Annotated in this window: 18 protein-coding genes and 3 pseudogenes; 14 read left to right on the top strand and 7 right to left on the bottom strand. The window is 70.0% G+C overall.

What is annotated here, in order from left to right:
• The first annotated feature begins 1598 nt into the window (after positions 1-1598).
• The 10 genes and pseudogenes from D3105_RS00310 (at position 1599) to D3105_RS00265 (ending at position 9429) form a co-directional block, all read left to right on the top strand.
• Complete coding sequence (locus D3105_RS00310; RefSeq protein WP_118899000.1) at positions 1599-2264, top strand: hypothetical protein; 666 nt, start codon at positions 1599-1601, stop codon at positions 2262-2264.
• Between the two features lie 96 nt (positions 2265-2360).
• Positions 2361-4149 (top strand): annotated as a pseudogene (locus D3105_RS00300) (type IV secretory system conjugative DNA transfer family protein).
• Positions 4146-4376: a hypothetical protein gene (locus D3105_RS00295; RefSeq protein WP_118898997.1), complete on the top strand. Its 231-nt coding sequence runs from the start codon at positions 4146-4148 to the stop codon at positions 4374-4376. Before D3105_RS00300 ends, D3105_RS00295 begins: the two are co-directional and overlap by 4 nt.
• Positions 4373-5545: a DnaB-like helicase N-terminal domain-containing protein gene (locus tag D3105_RS00290; protein ID WP_165890937.1), complete on the top strand. Its 1173-nt coding sequence runs from the start codon at positions 4373-4375 to the stop codon at positions 5543-5545. Before D3105_RS00295 ends, D3105_RS00290 begins: the two co-directional genes overlap by 4 nt.
• Positions 5542-5808 (top strand): annotated as a pseudogene (locus tag D3105_RS35830) (hypothetical protein); the annotation flags it as partial. The gene D3105_RS00290 and the pseudogene D3105_RS35830, both read left to right, overlap by 4 nt.
• Positions 5809-5929: 121 nt before the next feature.
• A pseudogene (locus D3105_RS35095) lies at positions 5930-6163 on the top strand (DNA cytosine methyltransferase); the annotation flags it as partial.
• A gap of 755 nt (positions 6164-6918) precedes the next feature.
• Positions 6919-7518 carry a DUF4913 domain-containing protein gene (locus D3105_RS00280; RefSeq protein WP_118898996.1) on the top strand — a complete coding sequence of 200 codons (600 nt, stop codon included), beginning with the start codon at positions 6919-6921 and terminating at the stop codon, positions 7516-7518.
• Positions 7515-8294: a glycosyl hydrolase gene (locus D3105_RS00275; protein ID WP_118898995.1), complete on the top strand. Its 780-nt coding sequence runs from the start codon at positions 7515-7517 to the stop codon at positions 8292-8294. The genes D3105_RS00280 and D3105_RS00275 overlap by 4 nt, the downstream gene beginning before the upstream one ends.
• Positions 8291-8767: a hypothetical protein gene (locus D3105_RS00270; protein ID WP_118898994.1), complete on the top strand. Its 477-nt coding sequence runs from the start codon at positions 8291-8293 to the stop codon at positions 8765-8767. The genes D3105_RS00275 and D3105_RS00270 overlap by 4 nt, the downstream gene beginning before the upstream one ends.
• On the top strand, positions 8764-9429 hold the full coding sequence (locus D3105_RS00265) for a hypothetical protein (RefSeq protein ID WP_118898993.1): 666 nt from the start codon (positions 8764-8766) through the stop codon (positions 9427-9429). Before D3105_RS00270 ends, D3105_RS00265 begins: the two co-directional genes overlap by 4 nt.
• 50 nt (positions 9430-9479) lie before the next feature.
• Here the strand turns inward: D3105_RS00265 and D3105_RS34405 are convergent, their stop codons facing one another.
• Complete coding sequence (locus D3105_RS34405) at positions 9480-9713, bottom strand: hypothetical protein (RefSeq protein WP_165890936.1); 234 nt, start codon at positions 9711-9713, stop codon at positions 9480-9482.
• Between the two features lie 458 nt (positions 9714-10171).
• The gene (locus tag D3105_RS00255; protein WP_118898992.1) at positions 10172-10435 is read right to left on the bottom strand and encodes a hypothetical protein; all 264 of its coding nucleotides are present in this window, start codon (positions 10433-10435) and stop codon (positions 10172-10174) included.
• A 218-nt stretch (positions 10436-10653) separates the two neighbouring features.
• Between D3105_RS00255 and D3105_RS00250 the strand changes: the two genes are divergently transcribed.
• The 4 genes from D3105_RS00250 to D3105_RS35685 all read left to right on the top strand — a co-directional run bounded on the left by D3105_RS00250 (position 10654) and on the right by D3105_RS35685 (position 12436).
• Positions 10654-10995, top strand: a complete 342-nt coding sequence (locus D3105_RS00250) for a DUF317 domain-containing protein (RefSeq protein ID WP_118898991.1) — start codon at positions 10654-10656, stop codon at positions 10993-10995.
• Positions 10996-11091: 96 nt separating this feature from the next.
• Positions 11092-11304, top strand: a complete 213-nt coding sequence (locus D3105_RS00245) for a hypothetical protein (RefSeq protein ID WP_030804580.1) — start codon at positions 11092-11094, stop codon at positions 11302-11304.
• Between the two features lie 103 nt (positions 11305-11407).
• Positions 11408-11725, top strand: a complete 318-nt coding sequence (locus tag D3105_RS00240; RefSeq protein WP_240646747.1) for an esterase — start codon at positions 11408-11410, stop codon at positions 11723-11725.
• A gap of 585 nt (positions 11726-12310) precedes the next feature.
• Positions 12311-12436, top strand: coding sequence for a hypothetical protein (locus D3105_RS35685; protein ID WP_276311757.1), 126 nt, complete (start codon positions 12311-12313; stop codon positions 12434-12436).
• A 255-nt stretch (positions 12437-12691) separates the two neighbouring features.
• On the opposite strand, the gene D3105_RS00230 is transcribed toward D3105_RS35685, so the two are convergent.
• The 5 genes from D3105_RS00230 to D3105_RS00210 all read right to left on the bottom strand — a co-directional run bounded on the left by D3105_RS00230 (position 12692) and on the right by D3105_RS00210 (position 17207).
• Complete coding sequence (locus tag D3105_RS00230) at positions 12692-13903, bottom strand: DUF6236 family protein (protein ID WP_123947551.1); 1212 nt, start codon at positions 13901-13903, stop codon at positions 12692-12694.
• A 138-nt stretch (positions 13904-14041) separates the two neighbouring features.
• On the bottom strand, positions 14042-14446 hold the full coding sequence (locus D3105_RS00225; RefSeq protein WP_118898987.1) for a hypothetical protein: 405 nt from the start codon (positions 14444-14446) through the stop codon (positions 14042-14044).
• A gap of 105 nt (positions 14447-14551) precedes the next feature.
• Entirely contained in the window at positions 14552-16321 is a 1770-nt protein-coding gene (locus tag D3105_RS00220; RefSeq protein WP_118898986.1) for a relaxase/mobilization nuclease domain-containing protein, read from the bottom strand.
• Complete coding sequence (locus tag D3105_RS00215; protein WP_118898985.1) at positions 16321-16986, bottom strand: MobC family plasmid mobilization relaxosome protein; 666 nt, start codon at positions 16984-16986, stop codon at positions 16321-16323. Before D3105_RS00215 ends, D3105_RS00220 begins: the two co-directional genes overlap by 1 nt.
• Positions 16983-17207: a hypothetical protein gene (locus D3105_RS00210; protein WP_003972986.1), complete on the bottom strand. Its 225-nt coding sequence runs from the start codon at positions 17205-17207 to the stop codon at positions 16983-16985. Before D3105_RS00210 ends, D3105_RS00215 begins: the two co-directional genes overlap by 4 nt.
• Positions 17208-17257 lie beyond the last annotated feature (50 nt).

Genomic DNA, 17257 nt, shown 5'->3' with positions numbered 1-17257 from the left:
TCCCTGATCTCCTCGAACGGTCGGGGTCTTCGCGCTTGGCGATCTGCGCGCGGGCCCGGTGGTGGGGGCTGCCGGACCAGCGGCCCAACCACCATGCCGGTCCGACAGCCTCGGGGGTCGCCACCGGACCACCCCACACCCAGTCCGCAGAGTGGAGCGCGACCGGATGTCGATCCAGTACAAGCACCGCCCCCACTTGGAGTCGTGGCCGCCCTCTGGACGATCTCATCGGCCCGCAGTAGCAATCCCTATCCGTGTTCAAATGCGCCCAGGTTTGGCGGCTGCCGGTCCTGGCGGGGTGGGAGGACTTGGCTGAGCGTGAGGACCGGGTGGGCATTCATGCGGGGGACTCTGAGCCATTCACCCGTCGGCCCTGCGGCACCCAGTAAGTACGCCACCCCGGCATGCGCTCACCCCTACTCGATCCGCTTCAACACGTCGATCCAACAGGGAAGACTCCACGACCAGCGAAGCGGACTGGGCGGAGATCGAGGAGAACGCTCGTACGGTGACCCGCGCCGGGTAGTGGATAGACCAGAGGTCGTCCGAGCCCGAGGACCTCGCCGAACTGCTCATGGCCGCCACCGGGGCGGACCGGCCGACAGAGAATCCCTTCTTCTGACCGACCGGGTGCCCTGCTGCGGCGGGGCGCCCGGCTGACCGCCGCCGTGCGGCCTCTACCAGCGATTCTCGGCCGGACCAAACCCCGGATTTGCCGGACGCTCTGCCCACTGGCCCACTTCCGACGGGTCCTTCGCTCCCTCTGCCCCGGAGACTTCCGTGCCTACCTCGATCACCATCACGTCCGAGTTCAGCGGCAGCGTCGTTGCCAAGGGCGCTACCGATGACCTCTCCGCGCAGCTCCTCCGTCACGCCGGTTTCAAGCAGATCGACGACTGGCACGGCCGACGCCATCGCCTTCCCACCACCACTCCGCTCGCCGAACAGGTCGCCATCGCCAGCCATGCGGCCGAGATGCTTCGAGCCGCTCGCTATGACATCACCCTTCCGCCGTCTCTCGACACGGCCCGGATGAGCCCTCCGGCGCATGCGCTGGGGTCCTACGCCGCCGGAGCCGAACTTCTCAGCATCACGGACCAGATCCGTGCGGCCGAAGACGGGGCCAGCCTTCAGCGGGCAGTTGGCCACCTCCTTCACCCCGAGCACGGTGCGCTGGAGCGTGTCCGGGAGGCACTGGAAGCAGCGGGAGAACAGGTCAACGACTTGGACGACGACGCGTATGCGCTCGCCGACCGGTTCGGCTTCGCCTCGGAGTTCGTCAGCTCGGCCCAGTCTGAACTCGTCGATTCCGAGGCCGAGCTACGCCGCGTCGGCGCCGCTTCGACGAGTTACTCGGCAGCACGGACCGTCCGTGATTACCGAGGTGCCGCTCTGGCCACTTCTCCTGCGGCGAATCAGGCCAAGGTCTCCTCGGCGTCCGGTTCCCAGACGGCGTCGCTCACTCCGACGGGTCACCCGCCGCGCGCCGCAACCCCCCCGACGGTGACTCCGGCCGCTCTCTTCGCCGTCGGCCACCAGTACGTCGCGCGCCACCGCTCGACTCACCCGTCAAGGACCACTCACCCGAAGAGGCAAACGTGCCCGAGTACTACTCCAGCATCGGCGAGGCCGTCGGTGCCGCCATGCAGCACAACATCCAGCTCGCCCACCGCAGCGCGGCACCGGGCTCCGACAAGCCGCTACAGGTCAGGCACCTGCCCAACGCTTCCGCCGATCCGTACTCGGTCCGCGGAATGATCTCTCGCCTCCACGAGGACGCCTCGCCCGATGAGGTGGCGAGCATCATCGAGGAGGTCAACGGCGCATTGGTCGGGGCTCTGCCCGAGCTGACCGAACTCGTCGCCTCTGCCGCCGACTGGACTCGCGCCCGTCTCGACTTCGACGACCCGCATCACCATCCGACTTTCGAGACGTGGACCCGACTGGCAGCCGCGTACGGGATGCTCCAGGACGTCCGCGAGCAGTTGGAAGCCGCCGAGGACGGTCTCGCTACCTGTCCCGCAGAGCGCACGGCCCCCCGGCACCACCAGATGGTCAACGTCCTGCGCAGCCGGGAGTTGCTCGACGATGTCTTCGATGCCGAGGCTGCTCCTGCGCCGTCCGCTGCCCGGAACTTCGATTCAGACCGGCAGCGGGCCGCCCGCGCCTCCTCGCCGAGCGCCGGAACATCGCCGTCGACTGGCAGTCCGCCGGCCACCGCAGCACCTCCGCCCGCGCCTCGTTCTGCCGGCCGACCCCGCTGAAACGTTCCGCTTCAGACGTCCAGGAGCACCCCCCATGAGCTGCACGAGAGCCGAGCGCGCCCCGCCCCCGCCCGCTCGCACACCCAAGGAACCGCCGTGCCTTCCCCGCGCACCAGCGCGCCCTCGACCACCACCGGGTCGGACGCGCTCCTCTACCTCCTGTTCGGCATCCTCGGCGCCGCCATGGCTTTCGGCTCCCTGGCCTGGCTGACCGGAAATCTCACCAATACCTTCGTCGGGAGCGGGACATGGGCCCCCTTCCGCGTCACGGACGCGCTGCTGCACCCGGAGGTGCTGTGGCCGACCTTGAGCACCAGCATGCTGCTGGTCGGCGCCCGCGTCGTCCCCGGCTTGTTCACCGTTGCCCTGGTCGTCACCGCTGCCGCGCTGTGGGTGCGCTGGCGTGCCGGGTCCAAGTCCGGCCTCGCCCGCAAGGCGGACCTGGCGCCGCTGCTGGACAAGGAGATCGTCGCCAAGGCGAAGAGCCTCCGCCCGAGCCTGGGCGGCCGGGAGAGTAAAAGAGGTCCTGCCCGCTGACCGCGGCATCCTGCTCGGCACCCTCGATCCCGGTCGTGCGGAGGTCCGCGCGTCCTGGGAGGACGTGATCGTCGCGATCATGGCCCCGCGTTCCGGCAAGACGTCCGGGCTGGCGATCCCCGCGATCCTCTCGGCACCGGGCCCGGTCCTACTCACCAGCAACAAAGCCGCGAACGATGCCTTCACCACCACGGTGGACGCCCGTGCCGAGGTCGGCACGATCTGGACCCTCGATCCGCAGCAGATCGCCCATCACCCGCGCGAGATGTGGTGGGACATCCTCGCTGACGCCCGCGATCTCGCCGGGGCGAAGAGGTTGGCGGGGCACTTCGTGACGGCGAGCGTGGACGAGTCCAGCGGCTCCGACTTCTGGTCCACCGCCGCAAGCAACACCCTCGGTGCGCTGTTCCTGGCTGCCGCCAGCAATCGGAGGCCGATCACCGACGTCCTGGCCTGGATCGCGATGCCGGCCGACCGCACCCCGGTGGACCTGCTCACCGACGCCGGCCACCATGCGGTCGCCGCCCAGCTCCAAGGCACCGTCTCCGGCGCGACCGAAACGCGTGACGGGATCTACGAGACCGCGAGGCAGTATGCGAGCTGCCTGCTCGACCCGGACGTCGCCGCCTGGGTCACCCCGAACGACGACCTTCCCGAGTTCCAGCCGTTCGCCTTCGCCACGTCCCGCGACACCCTGTACCTGCTGAGCAAGGACGGCGGCGGCAGCGCGTCCGCGATCATCGCGGCGGCGGCCGACGCCGTGATGCGCGCGGCCGTGATCGTCGCCGAGCGCTCCGGCGGGCGACTCGACCCGCCCGCCCTGTGTGTCCTCGACGAGGCGGCAAACGTGTGTCGCATCTCGGATCTCCCTGATCTCTACAGCCACCTGGGCAGCCGAGGCGTCATCCCGATGACGATCCTGCAGTCCTACCGTCAGGGCCAGCGGTGCTGGGGCGAGGCCGGTATGGACGCCCTGTACTCCGCCGCCACCATCAAGATCATCGGATCTGGCATCGATGACGCGGACTTCGCCGACCGGCTCAGCCGTCAGGTCGGCGATCACGACGTCCAGACCACCTCGGTGTCGACCAGCGAGGGCGGCAAGTCCACCTCGGTGAGCATGCGCACGGAGCGGATCCTTCCGCCGGACGCCATCCGCGCCCTGCCCAAGGGCAAGGTACTGCTGCTGGCCACCGGCATCCGGGTCGCCATGCTCAACCTCAAGCCCTGGTACAAGGAGCCCTCCGCCAAGGTGGTCGGCCCGGCTTCCGCTCGCGCCACGAAGGCCATCACCGAGCGTGCCCTCGCGAAGAGCATCGGCCAGGACGATCTTGGACTGTCGGCATGAGCGCGCCCACACCACAGCAGGGGCGGTTGGCCCACGCTCCGGTCGTCCTGTGCGGTGGCCGGTGGTGGCTTGACGGCGGGGCAGGCTCGGTTCCCGCCTCCGATCCCGCCTTCACCGCCGTCCTGGACGACTTCGCGCTGTCGATGGCCGCTGCCGACCAGGCAGTCGCCAACCTCCTCGTCCGGCAGGACAAGGCGTCCTGCGTTGACCCCGGAGGCCGGCGGTGAACCCGCTGATGAGTGCCGAGCAGGCGGTCCTCGGTGCCGCACTCCTCGACCCCGAGCAGCTCACGCACCTGGAGTGGCTCGCTGCGGGTCACTTCTATCGGCCCGTCCACCAGGCGCTGTTCGCCGCGCTCCGCAAGCTGCGCAACGACGGGCATCCCGCGCTCTCGGCCGATGGTCCGTTGCCGCTGTCGTGGGTGACCGACGCGGTCGAGGAGGCCGGACAGCACGTGCGCGGGCTGACCGCGGCGTACGCCCACACCCTGATCCAGGCGTGTCCCCGAACCGAGCACGCCCCGGTGTACGGACGCATGGTGCTGGAGGGAGCGATTCACCGCACCGTCGCCCAGCACGCGATCCGTCTCCACCAGGCGGCTCGGGCCGACGCCGTCCAGGGCGAGGTCGAGGGGGCCTTGCGCACGGCGGACGTCCTGACCGGCGTACTCACCGACCTTGCACGACGCTGGGGAACCGACCCTCGACCGGTCCCACCCACCGCTGGGCCCTCTGCCGCGACGGTCATCCCGCCTCCGGCGCAGAGCGGCCAAGTCGCCGAGGACGAGCGGTTCCTCCTGGCCGTCCTCGCCGAACAGCCGGGGGCCATGGGCGAGGTGGTGGCCTGGCTGCGGCCGGGAGACTTTGCCGACCCGACCCACGGGCAGCTCTACCGGTGCCTGGGCGCGCTGCACCACCGAGGCGAACCCATCGACCGGATCACCCTGCTTTGGGAGGCCCAGCGACGCGGTCTGCTCGCCGACGGCACTGTGTCGAGCGAGCAGCTGACCGCCGTCTGCGAAGGCATGGTCCCCGGAAGCGCTGACTGGATCGGACAGCGGGTGATGCGCTCCTCCGTCACCCGCACCGCTGCCGCCTCCGCGCGAGCCATCCGGACCCTGGCCCAGGACGAGGTTCTGGGGCCCGGCCGGCTGATCAACCACGCCCTGCACGAACTCGGTCCGCTCGACGAGGTACGTGCCCGCTGGGCCACCGCGAACAGCAGTCCGGCTCCGAAGGCCACGGCATCCGCTCCGTCGGCGGCCGAGCCGCCGCCCGACCGAGTGAAGGCCGCCCGCGCCCGCAGCACACCACGCCCAGGCGCGTCACCCCCAGCCCCGGCCAGCCGTCTCCCCACGCAGTCAGCAGCCCGACCACCCTCGCGCGGCCACCCGTGAGGCCCCCTCCCAACCAGCCTCTTCTGCCCCTGGAACTCGCCTTGATCTACCCCATCTCCGCAGCCGCGCCGGACCTACGCGTCACGGCCCCGAGCCTCGCCACCCCGTTGATCGGGTCTCTCTGCTCGGGGTACGGCGGCCTCGACCTGGGTGTGCAGTCCGCGCTCGGCGGCACGCTCGCCTGGCATGCCGAGGTCGACCCGAACGCCTCACGCATCCTGGCCCGCCACTGGCCCGGCGTCCCGAACCTGGGCGATATCACCGCCGTCGACTGGTCCACCGTCCCCCGGGTGTGCGCCCTGACGGCCGGCTTCCCCTGTCAAAGACGTCTCGGTCGCCGACCGCCGGGCCGGACTCAACGCCCAGACCCGCTCCGGGCTCTGGCTGCACGTCGCCCGTGCGGTCGCAGCCCTCCGACCCTGCCTGGTTGTGATCGAGAATGTGCGCGGCCTCCTCACCTCCCCCGCCGGTTCCCCTGGCGACGTGGAACCCTGCCCGTGGTGTCTGGGAGACACCGCAGGTCAGCCTGCTCTGCGGGCACTCGGTGCCGTACTCGGATCCCTGGCCGACCTCGGGTACGACGCGAAGTGGCTCGTGCTTCGCGCCTCCGACGTCGGGGCCCCGCACCGCCGCGAGCGGACCTTCCTCGCCGCATGGCCCGCCGAGCACCCTGCTGAAGACGCCGACCAGCAACATCGGGAAGAACGGCGGCAGCCAGCATCCATCGAAGCGGAAGAGCGGGGGGCACGGTCCGAACCTGGTGGACGAGGTCGAGTGGCTGCTGCTGCCGACCCCGAAGGCGTCGGAAGGAATCAAGGGTTCGCCGAACCAGCGGCACGGCAATGGCGACATGACCCTGCCCAGTGCGGCTGCGTCTCTGTTGCCGACGCCGAGGGCCAGCGACACGGGCACCCCGGGCCGCCGCCCCGGGAAGGGATGGCGGCCTCCCTTGTCGGCGGTGGTCCTGCCCCTCTGGGCGGAGGAGACGCCGGAGGCGGGGGCGCGGACCGGCGATGGGGAGCGTACGGATCCGCCATCACCCGATGGGAGAGCCTCACCCGCCCGGCCCCGGCCCCCACGGACGGCGCCGGTCGCTCCGCGCGGACTTCGTGGAGTGGATGCAGGGCCTCGACGCCGGCTGGGTCACCGCGACTCCGGGGCTCGCCCGTCCAGCGCAACTCACCGCGCTCGGCAACGGCGTCGTCCCACAACAGGCGGTGCGCGCCTTGCAGTTGCTGGCACCACCCTTCCCCCGCTGTCCCCGCCGCGCCGACCGATAGCGCTCCACTACCGCGTTCTTCCGGCCGGACCAAACCGCTGATTCTCCGGATCCTCTCGGGCATGTCGCCGTCTCACAGATGGAGCACACCCCCATGGCCGACACCAGCCCGACCTCCCCCGGCCCCGAGCCGTACCGCGTCCCCGACGCAGACCTCGACGACCTCGCCAGCACCCTCGCCAAGACCATGGCCGAGGTCAGGCAGCACGGCGTCATCCTCGACCGCCTCGGCTCCGAGCCCGAATCCGGCGCCACCCAGCCGCCGGACGGCGCTCCGGAAGCCGAGGCGGCTGACGGGAAGAAGCCCGACGGCCCTGCCTCGGTGTTCATCCTCGCCCTGGGCGGCAAGGAATATGCCGTCGAAGTCGCTGCCCTCAGCGACTGGGTGAACTACCTCTTCCTGCCGGTGTACGGCCGGGAGATCAGCACGAGTCGTCCCTGGTGCGCGCACTGGCACGAACACCCCGAGGCCGTCGCCCGGCTCCACGCACTCTGGCTCGCCTGGCAGCAGTTCACTAACACGGAGGCCGGCCTGTCCGGCCCCTCGACCTGGCACCGCGACCACCTGGACCAAACCCTGGCGCACCTGCGTGCGCCGGACGGACCGTTCGCGGCCTGCACGACCAGCGCAACTCGCCCCAATCACCGGGTGCTGGCCACCCCGGCGCCCGAGCAGGCGGGGATGGCGGCGTGAACGACATTCTCGACTTCGGCCTCGACGATCTCTCGCCGGTCGACGACGACTCCGAGGAAGCGATGGAGGCTCTCTGGGCTGGCGACTTGACGGTGCTGTCCCAGCACCACACCACGCCCAACGGTTCGCACAGCTTCGTCCTCGCCCACGACCGATCGGTCACTTGGGGGATACCAGGCGAGCCACAGCTCGTTGCGATCGCGGTCGCTCGGGATCTGCGGCAGTCCACGTACACGTTCGAGACGAGTCACCACGCCACGGCGTCCTTCGCACAGAACTGGCTGGCAGAACGCGGCTGCCCGCTCGAACGGATCGCACTGCACGGTGGCGACTACATCGAGCCCGCCGACGACCTCACCCTCCAGGTGGAACAGCAGATCCAGAAGTCGGGCACCCGCTACGAGGTCCTCGACACCTACACCTCTGACGACAACCCCAGCGAGGCGTGGACACTCGTCAACGACCCCCAGGCCACCCAGGCACCGGTTCGCCTCTTCTACGAGGAGTGGAACCACGGTGCCGGCACGTACACGATGCGCGAGGGCGCCTTCCCCGACGTCGGCGTCGCCCAGACCTGGCTGGACGAGCGCAGCGAACCGCTGCCCGAGCCTCCGGAGTACAGCGACCACAACGGTGCTGTCGTCCGGGCCCGCATCGCCCGCATCGCCCTTTCCCGGTCCGCCGGAACCTCTCCGACACCGCAGACCGGGCTCGACGCGCCCCGCGCGTCAGCGGCGGTACCGGTCCAGCGCGTGGTCCAGGGGAGGCTGCTGTGAGCCGTGCCCGCTTCGCTTTCGCCGCGCACCCTGACGCCATCGCCGACCTGCGGGAACTCCCATCTGAGATGCGCGATTTGGTCTTGTTGGAGCTGCAGAACCTGGTCCACGGAAGCGACGACTGCTTGCCGTTGAAGGGCCGCCTCGCCGGCTTCCACAAGGTTTACGTCGACCCGGAGGTCTCTTACCGGCTGGTCATCCAGTTCCGCCAAGCGCCACCGACCTCGACCCACAAGCGCGAGATCTACCTCGTGGCGGCCGGCAGCCGGAAGGACTACGCGGTCTACCGCGCGGCCCACCTACGGACCGAGCCCCAGCAAGGGATCGGCCCGGACTCCGCCACGGAGGCCCGCGTGCAGGCCGCCCGGTCTCGCTCGACGCTCACCACCGAACGGCCGACAACGGGCCGCGCGGCTGCCCCGTCACCAGCGCCGCCCTCGGCCACTGCTTCTCGAAAGGTCGCCCAGCGATGACCAACGACCGTACTGCGCTCACCCGTTCAGAGCTGGCGGATCTCCTCACCGAGGCCGCTCAGAACGTCGGCGGCATCCCTGCCGCCGAGTACCCGACGGCCGCCGCCCGCTCCTACCTGCATCCCGTCTTGGGTCCGCTGGCCGCTGGGCCTCGCGTGATCACCGAGCTGAACGACCGGTTCGAGGGCTTCGTGGCCACCGAGCCACGCCCTGCTGGTTCGGCGGGCCTGTTCGCTCTGGCCTCCTACGCCTCCGCGCTGGGGTGGCTCACCGAGTCGTTCGCCGAGCTGACCTCCTCGGTCGATGAGATCTGTACCCGCGTGGGCATACCCACGGAGCCACGCGCCCCGATCGTCGCCGCGCCCGGTGGTACTGAGCGGGACGACGAGTTCGACTTCGCCTTCAACGCACTTGAGTTGGAGGCGGTCCGCAACGCAGCCGAGGCCGCCGGCCTCGCGCCGGACGACTACGTCGAGGTTCTTTCCCAGTCGCTGCTCGCCGCCGCCCGGATCACCGACGCCTGCATGGAGATCTCCAGCGGCCTGCTCGATGACGCCGATCTCCTCAGCGAAGTGAGCGACCGCCCTCGGCTCGACAACGATCCCGGGAGCCTGCCCGCTCTGGTCCGCTCCCTGCTCGCCCGGATGGAGACGACGGAGTGAACCCGTACGACGCGGACACACACCCTGGGCCTTATCTCGTCGTCGAAGTGCTAGGTGTCGGGGATGTCAGCGTGCACGCCCTCGCACATGGTCCGGAGGAGCCGCTGCACCAGGCCGCTACACGCGTCATCGAAGCCGCAGCGGCGCTGGACGAGCGACACGAGAGCGTGCTCGACGCGGTCCAGCGCGCTCAGCGGTTGCTCGAAGGCGTTGGTCGGGGTGAAGTCGGCCGAGCCCAGGTCTCGTACGCGCTGCTGCGCACAGCTCTCCCGGACCTCGGACACGGCCTGGCCCAGCAGGACCGGGCATACAGCCAGCTCGTCGAGTCCCTGTCCGCCTACCGCCGGCTTCTATCCTCGCCCGAGCCTGATCAACACGCGAGCAACAAGAGCCACGGGCCGGGCCAGAAGACGAGGCCCCACCGGGACGACGACTGGGCCGTCGCCGGGGAGCGGGCTGGTAGCTCTCGAAGCGGTTGCGGCCGGAGGTGTTCGCTTTCGCCGCAATGCGATCGGCGAGGACCCGTACATCTCGCGGGAGAAGGCCCAGTGGCAGGACCCGGCGATCTTCCCGCAGACCGTGCAGCGGCTGGTCGCCGACGGGCTGTTGCATCAGGACATCACCGAGAACGTGTACCGGCCCGGCCAGCTCCTCTCGCTCACTTCGCCCGTGCCCGAACCGTCCTCTCGGTTGGCTGTCGTCGGGCCGTCGGCGCCCACAGCGGGGCCCCGACGTTGAACGCTTAGCTCCGATTCTCGTCGCGATGGCCCTCTTCGGCCTGGGGGTCCACTGCGCGGGCCATTTCCTCCATCGTCAGCTCCACTCGCCGGCCTTCGGCGCCCCGGCGCTCCACCGTCTCCTCGTCCGGCCACTGTTCGGGCTGTGCGCCGACTCCCCACTGGCCGTCGGCGACCGTCGCGATGTCGCCCACGGTCCACGTCCGCCCGGCCGCGCGAATCTTCCGCTCCAACCCGGCGCCGTCCCTGTGTCTGCTCGACTCCCCCACGGCCTGTCCCTTCTGCTCTGCACGGCCCTGCGCCGCAACCGGACTACGACAACCGGTCGCGCCGATCCATTTCCCGGCCCGCCGGCCTCCTCTCCCTCCGCGGCCAGTTCGCCCAAGGCAGACCTCACCTTCCCGCAAACGACTACGTACATCGGCACACCGCATGTCAACGTACGGACGTCGGGAAAACCGCAGGTCAACGAAGGGACTGCCCACTCGTGAACACCTCCAGCACCCTCCTGCCAGCCGTCGTCCACCCCGCCGTGGAGGTGCGTCCCTGGCTCTCCAGCGACCACTGCGCGAGCCTGGTACTCGAACTGCTCGGCGGGCTCGGCTGGACGATCATCGACACCCCGGAGTCCAACGTGCACTGCACCAGCCCGGACGGCCGCGTCTACGTCGGCTGGCTACCCGAGGACACCACAGCCTGGAAGCGCGGCATCGTCTGGCAGGTCCGGGTCCGCCCCTCCGACGCCGAGCCCTGGGTCCAGGAGTTCGGCCCCGACACCCCCTCCGAGGCCGTGGCCGGTTTCCTCGCCGCGCTCATCGCAAGCCGCTGAACCACCCAGCAGCCGACCTTGCGCGATGAACTCTGCCTCGACATGCCTGACGCTCTATCACCACACCGCTTCCCGCTCGATTCCGGAGACTTCCCTTTGCCCCAGCACCTGACCGTCGGCCACCTGCTCCGCCAACTTCAGCACCTCGACCCCGACCTGCCGATCCGCCTGGCCGTTAACCCCGACTGGCCCTTTGCCCACTACCTCGGCACCGACGTCGTCGTAGGCGACGGCATGGCGTTCATCGCCGAGGACGGCCAAGAGGGCTACCTGCCGACATCGGTCCGCAACGCCCTCGCTTGGTCCTGACCTGCCATACGAACCCGTCCAGGAGGCCCCGATCTCACCGCGACCCCAACCTTCCACCGCCTACCCGCTGCACGCCCTCGCCGTGCGGCCCATGCCGCCGGGAGTGCGCGGCGCAGTGGTCCAGCGCGCCTCCGCTCTCCCGGAGGGGCCGCTCGGCGTCTCCTGGCTCCCGGCGGGCACTCCGGAACTCCCGCTCGGCCGTCTCCGCCTGCACTGGGAGCCCGCCGCTCGCACGGGCTGGGACGTCACCGCCCACCTCGGCCTGGCCACCACCGAGGTCCTCCTCGCCTACTGGCCCGCCGCCCCCAACGACTGGCCGCGCCTGGTCCGCCCCACAATCCACGAGGTGACCGGCCTGTGCGACGCCCTCGCGGTGGCCACCGTCGCCCTGGACCTCTCCAACCACCTCGCCGAAGTCTGACGTCAATCGCAGAAGGCCGCCCCTCGCCGAACCGGCAGGGGCGGCCTTACCGTATGCCCGCCCACGCTCATCACCGACGAACGAGGAGGACGCGATGGCCGACGACCAGCAGCTCTTGCGGCTACGGGTGGCCCGGACGCTGATTCCCAGGTGGGCGGCGACCTCCGGCGTTCCGTGGCGCACCATGGGCCCTCCTGGGAGCCTGGACGGCATACCCACAATCAGCGGGCACTCACACCCGTGTAGGTGCGCGTCATTCCCCCAGCGTCGGTGGGCGTACGGAGGACGACCAAGTGGGCGTCGGAGGCACGTGACCTGTGGCAAGCTCATCTCCTTGGAGGAAAGGAACGACCGATGACCCACTACCAATGCGGATCGTGCTCGTTTCAGAGCGACCATCTCGGCGAGGCTCAACAGCACTCGCAGGAGACGGGCCACGTTTGCATCGGTAAGAACGGTGCCGGGCCAGCCGGAGGTAAGTCCAGCAAAGCCGGGGTCGCGGTTACGGCCGGCGCCAGCGTTCTGGCCGCTACCGCCACCACTGCCCTCGGAGTCCTCGCCTGGAAGTACAAGGGGCTCCAGTCCATGGCTGCCGGACTGGTCGTGCAGTTGGCTGAGTCGACGGCGGAGAACGAGAGCCTGAAGTCGGAGAACGACTACCTGAAGTCGGCCACCGGTGCCTCGAAGACGCTCAAGAGCTACGACTGCTGAATGAGGGTGTACTGCGGGTAGTGCCACTGGTGGACAGGGGCCTCGGCGCTCGATGCCGTTGGACGGTCGAGCGGGCCCCGGTGCCCAGCCCGGCGCTAGCCATTCTCTCAACCTTTCGGACATCAACTGATCGCAGCGGGTCAGCAACGGATCAGCGCTGCGGTCCGAGTTGCAGAACCCGCCGAAGCACGATCACCTGAGGACCGTGATCAAGCTCGGAAACTGAGCAAAAAATGTGATCCGCGAAGTACGGAGCTAGATTCCGGAGCCAACAGCTCGGCCGAACGTTCGCGCCACCCGCCGCACCAGGGTGGTCGGCTTCAGATTCCGTTCCACCCTGAGCAGGTAGCTGACCGGAGAGCCAGCAAGCTGAGCGTCGCGCGCCTCCGCCGTGGCCTGGCGCAGGGTCGCGGCGGCGATCGCGAGACTTCCTCCCGCGATCGGCACATTGCCTGCCCAGCCGCTCGCCGCCGCGGCGAGGGCGGGCACTTCGAACTTGTAATTCAGCGCGCTGTAGAAGGTTTTGAGGTTGAGGCCACTCATGGCCTTGCGCAGGTCCTCCAGAGGCTGGGCGATGCTCTCGTCGAGTGTCATCCGAAGGTGGTGTTCGAAGGCTGCGCGGTCTCCGATGCCACCCACCTGCTCGCGCAAATCGGCCGCAGCCTTGTCGACTGCTTGCCTGAAGGCGCTGAATTCGGCCCGGTGGTCGTTCCGCAGTCGGATGATCTTCGCCACCGGCACCGAGCGCAGGCCGTCCGGGAGGACGCACTGCACGGCCATCAGCCCGAGTCGTGTTGTCTCGTCGGAGCTTGCCGGTCGGGGCGGCTCGCCCAACATGGCAGCAGCGATCCGGTCGCTGTCCCAACCGTCCGTGGCGCTGTGGGCCGCGACCTGGTCGGTGATCGGTGCATAGCGCGTACGGCGGGCCAGCTCCTCGGTGAGCACGCACTTGTAGATCCATGCCAGGACCGGGTCCATGGCCAGCCACGTCACATCCGAGGATCTGGCGATGCGCGACCGCATGGCCGGTACGGCGAGACCGGCACCGCGTAGGACGTCGGCAAGCCCTGGGTCTACCTCGTGCGGGTAGAGGCCGGCGAGGGGGCGTTCGTCGCGCGGAAGCGTTCGCAGGTCGTCAGGCGCGGTCGGCTCGGCGTTGACGATGCGCGCTCCCATCAACAGCTCGGGCTGGTCGCCCTGATGTGTGTGGAAGGGTCGTGTGTCGGCCGTTGCCAGGAAGCGCTGCCGCAGTTCGGTGCCGTGGTCCTCGACAGCCTTCAGGAAGGCTGGGGCGACAGCGGCTGCCGCTTCCCTGGGGTCCACGTCAGTGAGGAAGTTGTCCAGTCCGTCGCGCAGGGCCTTGACCAGGTCCGGGTCGCTGACGGGAAATCCGCGTGGGACGACCCGGGCTAGGCCCGGCCAGTAAAGGGCAGCGGCCTTGATCCACTGCTCCTTACGGAAGTGCACGTAGGGGTAGTAAAGTCCGATCCGCTGCACTGCTGCCCTTTCACCGCGCCGTGTCGGCCGCACCGGATGCGTCCGGGGCCGACAGCATGCTACGCAAGCGGTGCTCGCGGCCGGTACAAGGAGCCGAACCGCGCTGCTCTACCCCAGGTAGGTGCCAGCGAACGCGCCGTCAAAGCCGAGTGCGATCAGGCCCTGCTCGACGCTGGGGTAGGTCGTCCCGTGCGGGATGGTGATCATGGCGTCGAAGTTAGCGCGGCTAATCTCGGACTCAAGCCACTGGTTGCCGCAGCGGCAGCGGACCCAGACGTTCCGGCCGTGGTTGATGAGCAGCCAGTCGCGCCGGGCTCGGCAGACCGAGCACAGCACGGGGATTCCTCGCAGGGCCAGCTCCGGCGGGTGGCTGAGGCATCGCGTCGCTCCGGGTCCGCTGGGCGGCTGCGTCTTGTACTGGAGTTGCAGCAGCGGATCACTTCTGACGAGGGCGGCGGACAGGACGGGGGTCGGCTCTACGTGGTTGTCGGTCGTCTTGGGCACCAGCGTCATCTCCCGGTCGAGGGCCTTCTCTTCATCCGTAACAACCGGTGGAATCGGTTGTCCAGGGGTTTTCGCGCAGTCGGCAGGCCGGTGGCGGGCTTGCCGGACTGCTGGTCAGCGGCGCGGCGGCCTGCTGTGCGGGTCCGGTGCGGCGGGCCGAGGCGAGGCCGGGGGCGCGGTCCGGACGCCGGTCCGATTGGTGGGAGGTTTGGCGCGGCCGGTGTCGAGTTGGGGGCGTCGAGTGGCTTCGCCCGGGTGGGCGGGGAGCTGGGCGAGGCGGCGCAGTCGCCAAACCAGGACGTCGTTCACGTCCTCGGCCGTGTCGAGTTCGCGCATGGCGACGGCCTCCTGCAGGAGGGCTTTCGGGTCCATGCCTGCCAGCTCGGCCTGAGCCAGGGTGGCGGCCAAGGCGTCGTTCTTCGTGCTGGTGCCGGGTCGGGTGCGGTTCTCGGGCAGGACAGCGCGGATGGTGGTCTCGTAGGCGTGGCGCTGGGCTTCGGGCAAGGCTCGACCCTGGTCGCGCAGGGCCTGCATGGGTGTGGCAGCGGCCTGGCGGTAGGCGGCGCGAAGGTGCTCGGCGGCCTGCCGGGAGGCTTCGGCCTGCTGGGCGTGACCGCGTGCGGAGTGCCAGCGTGCTGCGGCTAGCGCCACCAAGACCAGGGTGGAGACGAGCATGGCGGTGGTGCCGCCGTCCTCGCCTCGGCCGAGCGCCCCGCCGGCTTGGACGATACCCCGGGCGGCTGAGCGGAGGGCTCGGGTGTCGGCGCGTTCGGCGCGGACATGACTGCGGGTCGCCCGTTCGAAGGCGCGAGCTGCGGCGGCCAGCTCGGTGCGGGTAGTGACCGGTGAGGTCTGGGCCACTGCGTCGAGGAGTTCTCCGACGCCGACGAGCTGGGGGGCGGCCTCGCCGTCCTCGTCGCGTTCCAGGAGCGTGGCTGAGCGCTCTGCGATGACGGTGGCGTTGCGTCGTTGACGGGCGGGCGGTGACCAGTTCGCCCGGTCGGCGGCGACCGCAGGCGCGCTCGGCTCGGTGGCCCCGTCGGTGAGGCGTAGGCGGATCTTGGGAAGGGAGAGGTCGGGGGCCAGTTTGGAGCCGGGGTACCAGACCGGGGCTCCGTCGCGGTTGCGGTCGCCGGGCAGGGCCACGTTGTAGCCGAGCGCGTCACCGGACGGTGCGTGTCGCAGCTTCACCCGTACCCCCGCTTCTCGGAGCCGCGTGAAGAACTCCTCTTCCGAGTCCGCTCCCGCCACGGCTCGGCGGACGGCCTCGCGGAGCGTCTCGCGTGAGGTCTGCGGGCGGCCGGTGCGCTCGGCCTTGAACTTCTCGGCGCTGCTGGGGTTCTTCGCTGCGGTTCCGTCGCCCGCGTTCAGGCGCCGCAGGCCCATCTCCTTCTCGATGCGGCGGCATTCGGCCTGGGCCTTGTTGAAGTCGTAGTTCAGGCGTGGGTTGCGCAGGTCGCCGCGTACGAGGGTGGCGACGATGTGGATGTGGTCTTCCGCGTGGCGGACGGCGATCCACCGGCAGCCGTCGGGGTCTCCATCCGGGGCGATGCCGGTGGCGTGGACGATGCGCTGGGCGACGGTGTTCCACTCCTCGTCGTCCAGCCGCCGGTCCCCGGGGGCGGTGCGTACCGAGCAGTGCCAGACGTGCTTGGCGGGTGCGCGAGCGCCGGCCTGCTTGACCCGCAGGTCCAGGGCGGCGGTGAGCCGGGCGAGGGTGACCTTCGGGTCGGGGTCGAGGCCGGTGTCGCGGCCGGGGTCGGGAGCGAAGCCGTCCCAGGAGCCGACGAGGTGTGCGTCGGTGTGCTCCTCGCGCCGTCCGGGGCCGTACAGGTAGACGAGGAGGCCGTGGGTGCGGGAGCCGCGTCCGATGTCGGGAACCATCACAGCCGCCGGGTCACCAGGTCGTTCGCCGCGTCATCGACGCGGGCGAGAAGTCCGGTCAGCGCGCCCAGCGCGTGTTCGAGTTCACCGGCGCGCGGCTGGCCACCGCTGTTGAGGACGAAGGCGATCTGGTTGATGTTGTTGCCGATGCGGGCCAGCGCGGTGCGCAGAGCGGCGAGTTCGTCGATGGCGGTGTCGAGCTGGTCGTTGCTGTGCACGGCGGCGCATCCGCGGGCGGCGCTCAGGCCGGAGACGGCGAGGAAGCGGGCGACGGTGACGCCGCGCTTGGTGGCGGCGTCGGCGATCTCGGTCTTCTCGGTGTCGGAGAGGCGGGTGGTCGTCTTGCGGGTGCGCTCGCTGGGGTTGCGGGTGCGGCGGCGCGGTTTGCGGTCGGGGTAGGCGGGCGTGCTCGGGCGCGGCTGCTCGCGGTGGTCGTCGCGGTCGGCTTCTCCCCCGGTGACCGGCGCCCCTTGGTGCCGGTTGCCCGGCTGGTCCCCGTGCGCCCTCGCTCGGGGACCAGCCGGGCTTCCCCCGCCCTCCTGGGCGGGGGCAAGTGCGTACGTCGGGCCGTAGGACCGTCGTACGCGATAGCTTGCTCCGCCAGGAGCCGTGGTGGGGTCACGCTGCTGTCCAGCGGAGGTGGCCACCGGGTCGTTGGTGTTCACCGGCTCGTCTCCGGGTCCTGCTGCTGGATTTCGCGGACGAGTTCCTCGATCCAATCCATGGCCAGGACGGGGTGGTGCAGGGTCCAGGGCCGGTCATGCTGCTCGCGTTGCACGATCCAGGTGGTGTCGGGGCCGGACTGGGCGCGGTGGAGGTGTCCGTGCTGGTGCAGGACGGTCAGCCAGGAGTCGACTTCGGCGGGCGTGGCCGGGTGAGTGCGCATCGGGTGCTCTCAGCTTCTGCTGTGGCGGGGTGTGTCGGTGACATACGGAG

It is taken from the genome of Streptomyces globisporus (assembly GCF_003501885.1).
In the GTDB taxonomy this organism is placed as follows: Bacteria; Actinomycetota; Actinomycetes; order Streptomycetales; family Streptomycetaceae; genus Streptomyces; species Streptomyces globisporus_D.
Note: the sequence above shows the minus strand (reverse complement) of the source record. Positions and strands in the feature narration are given on the sequence as shown.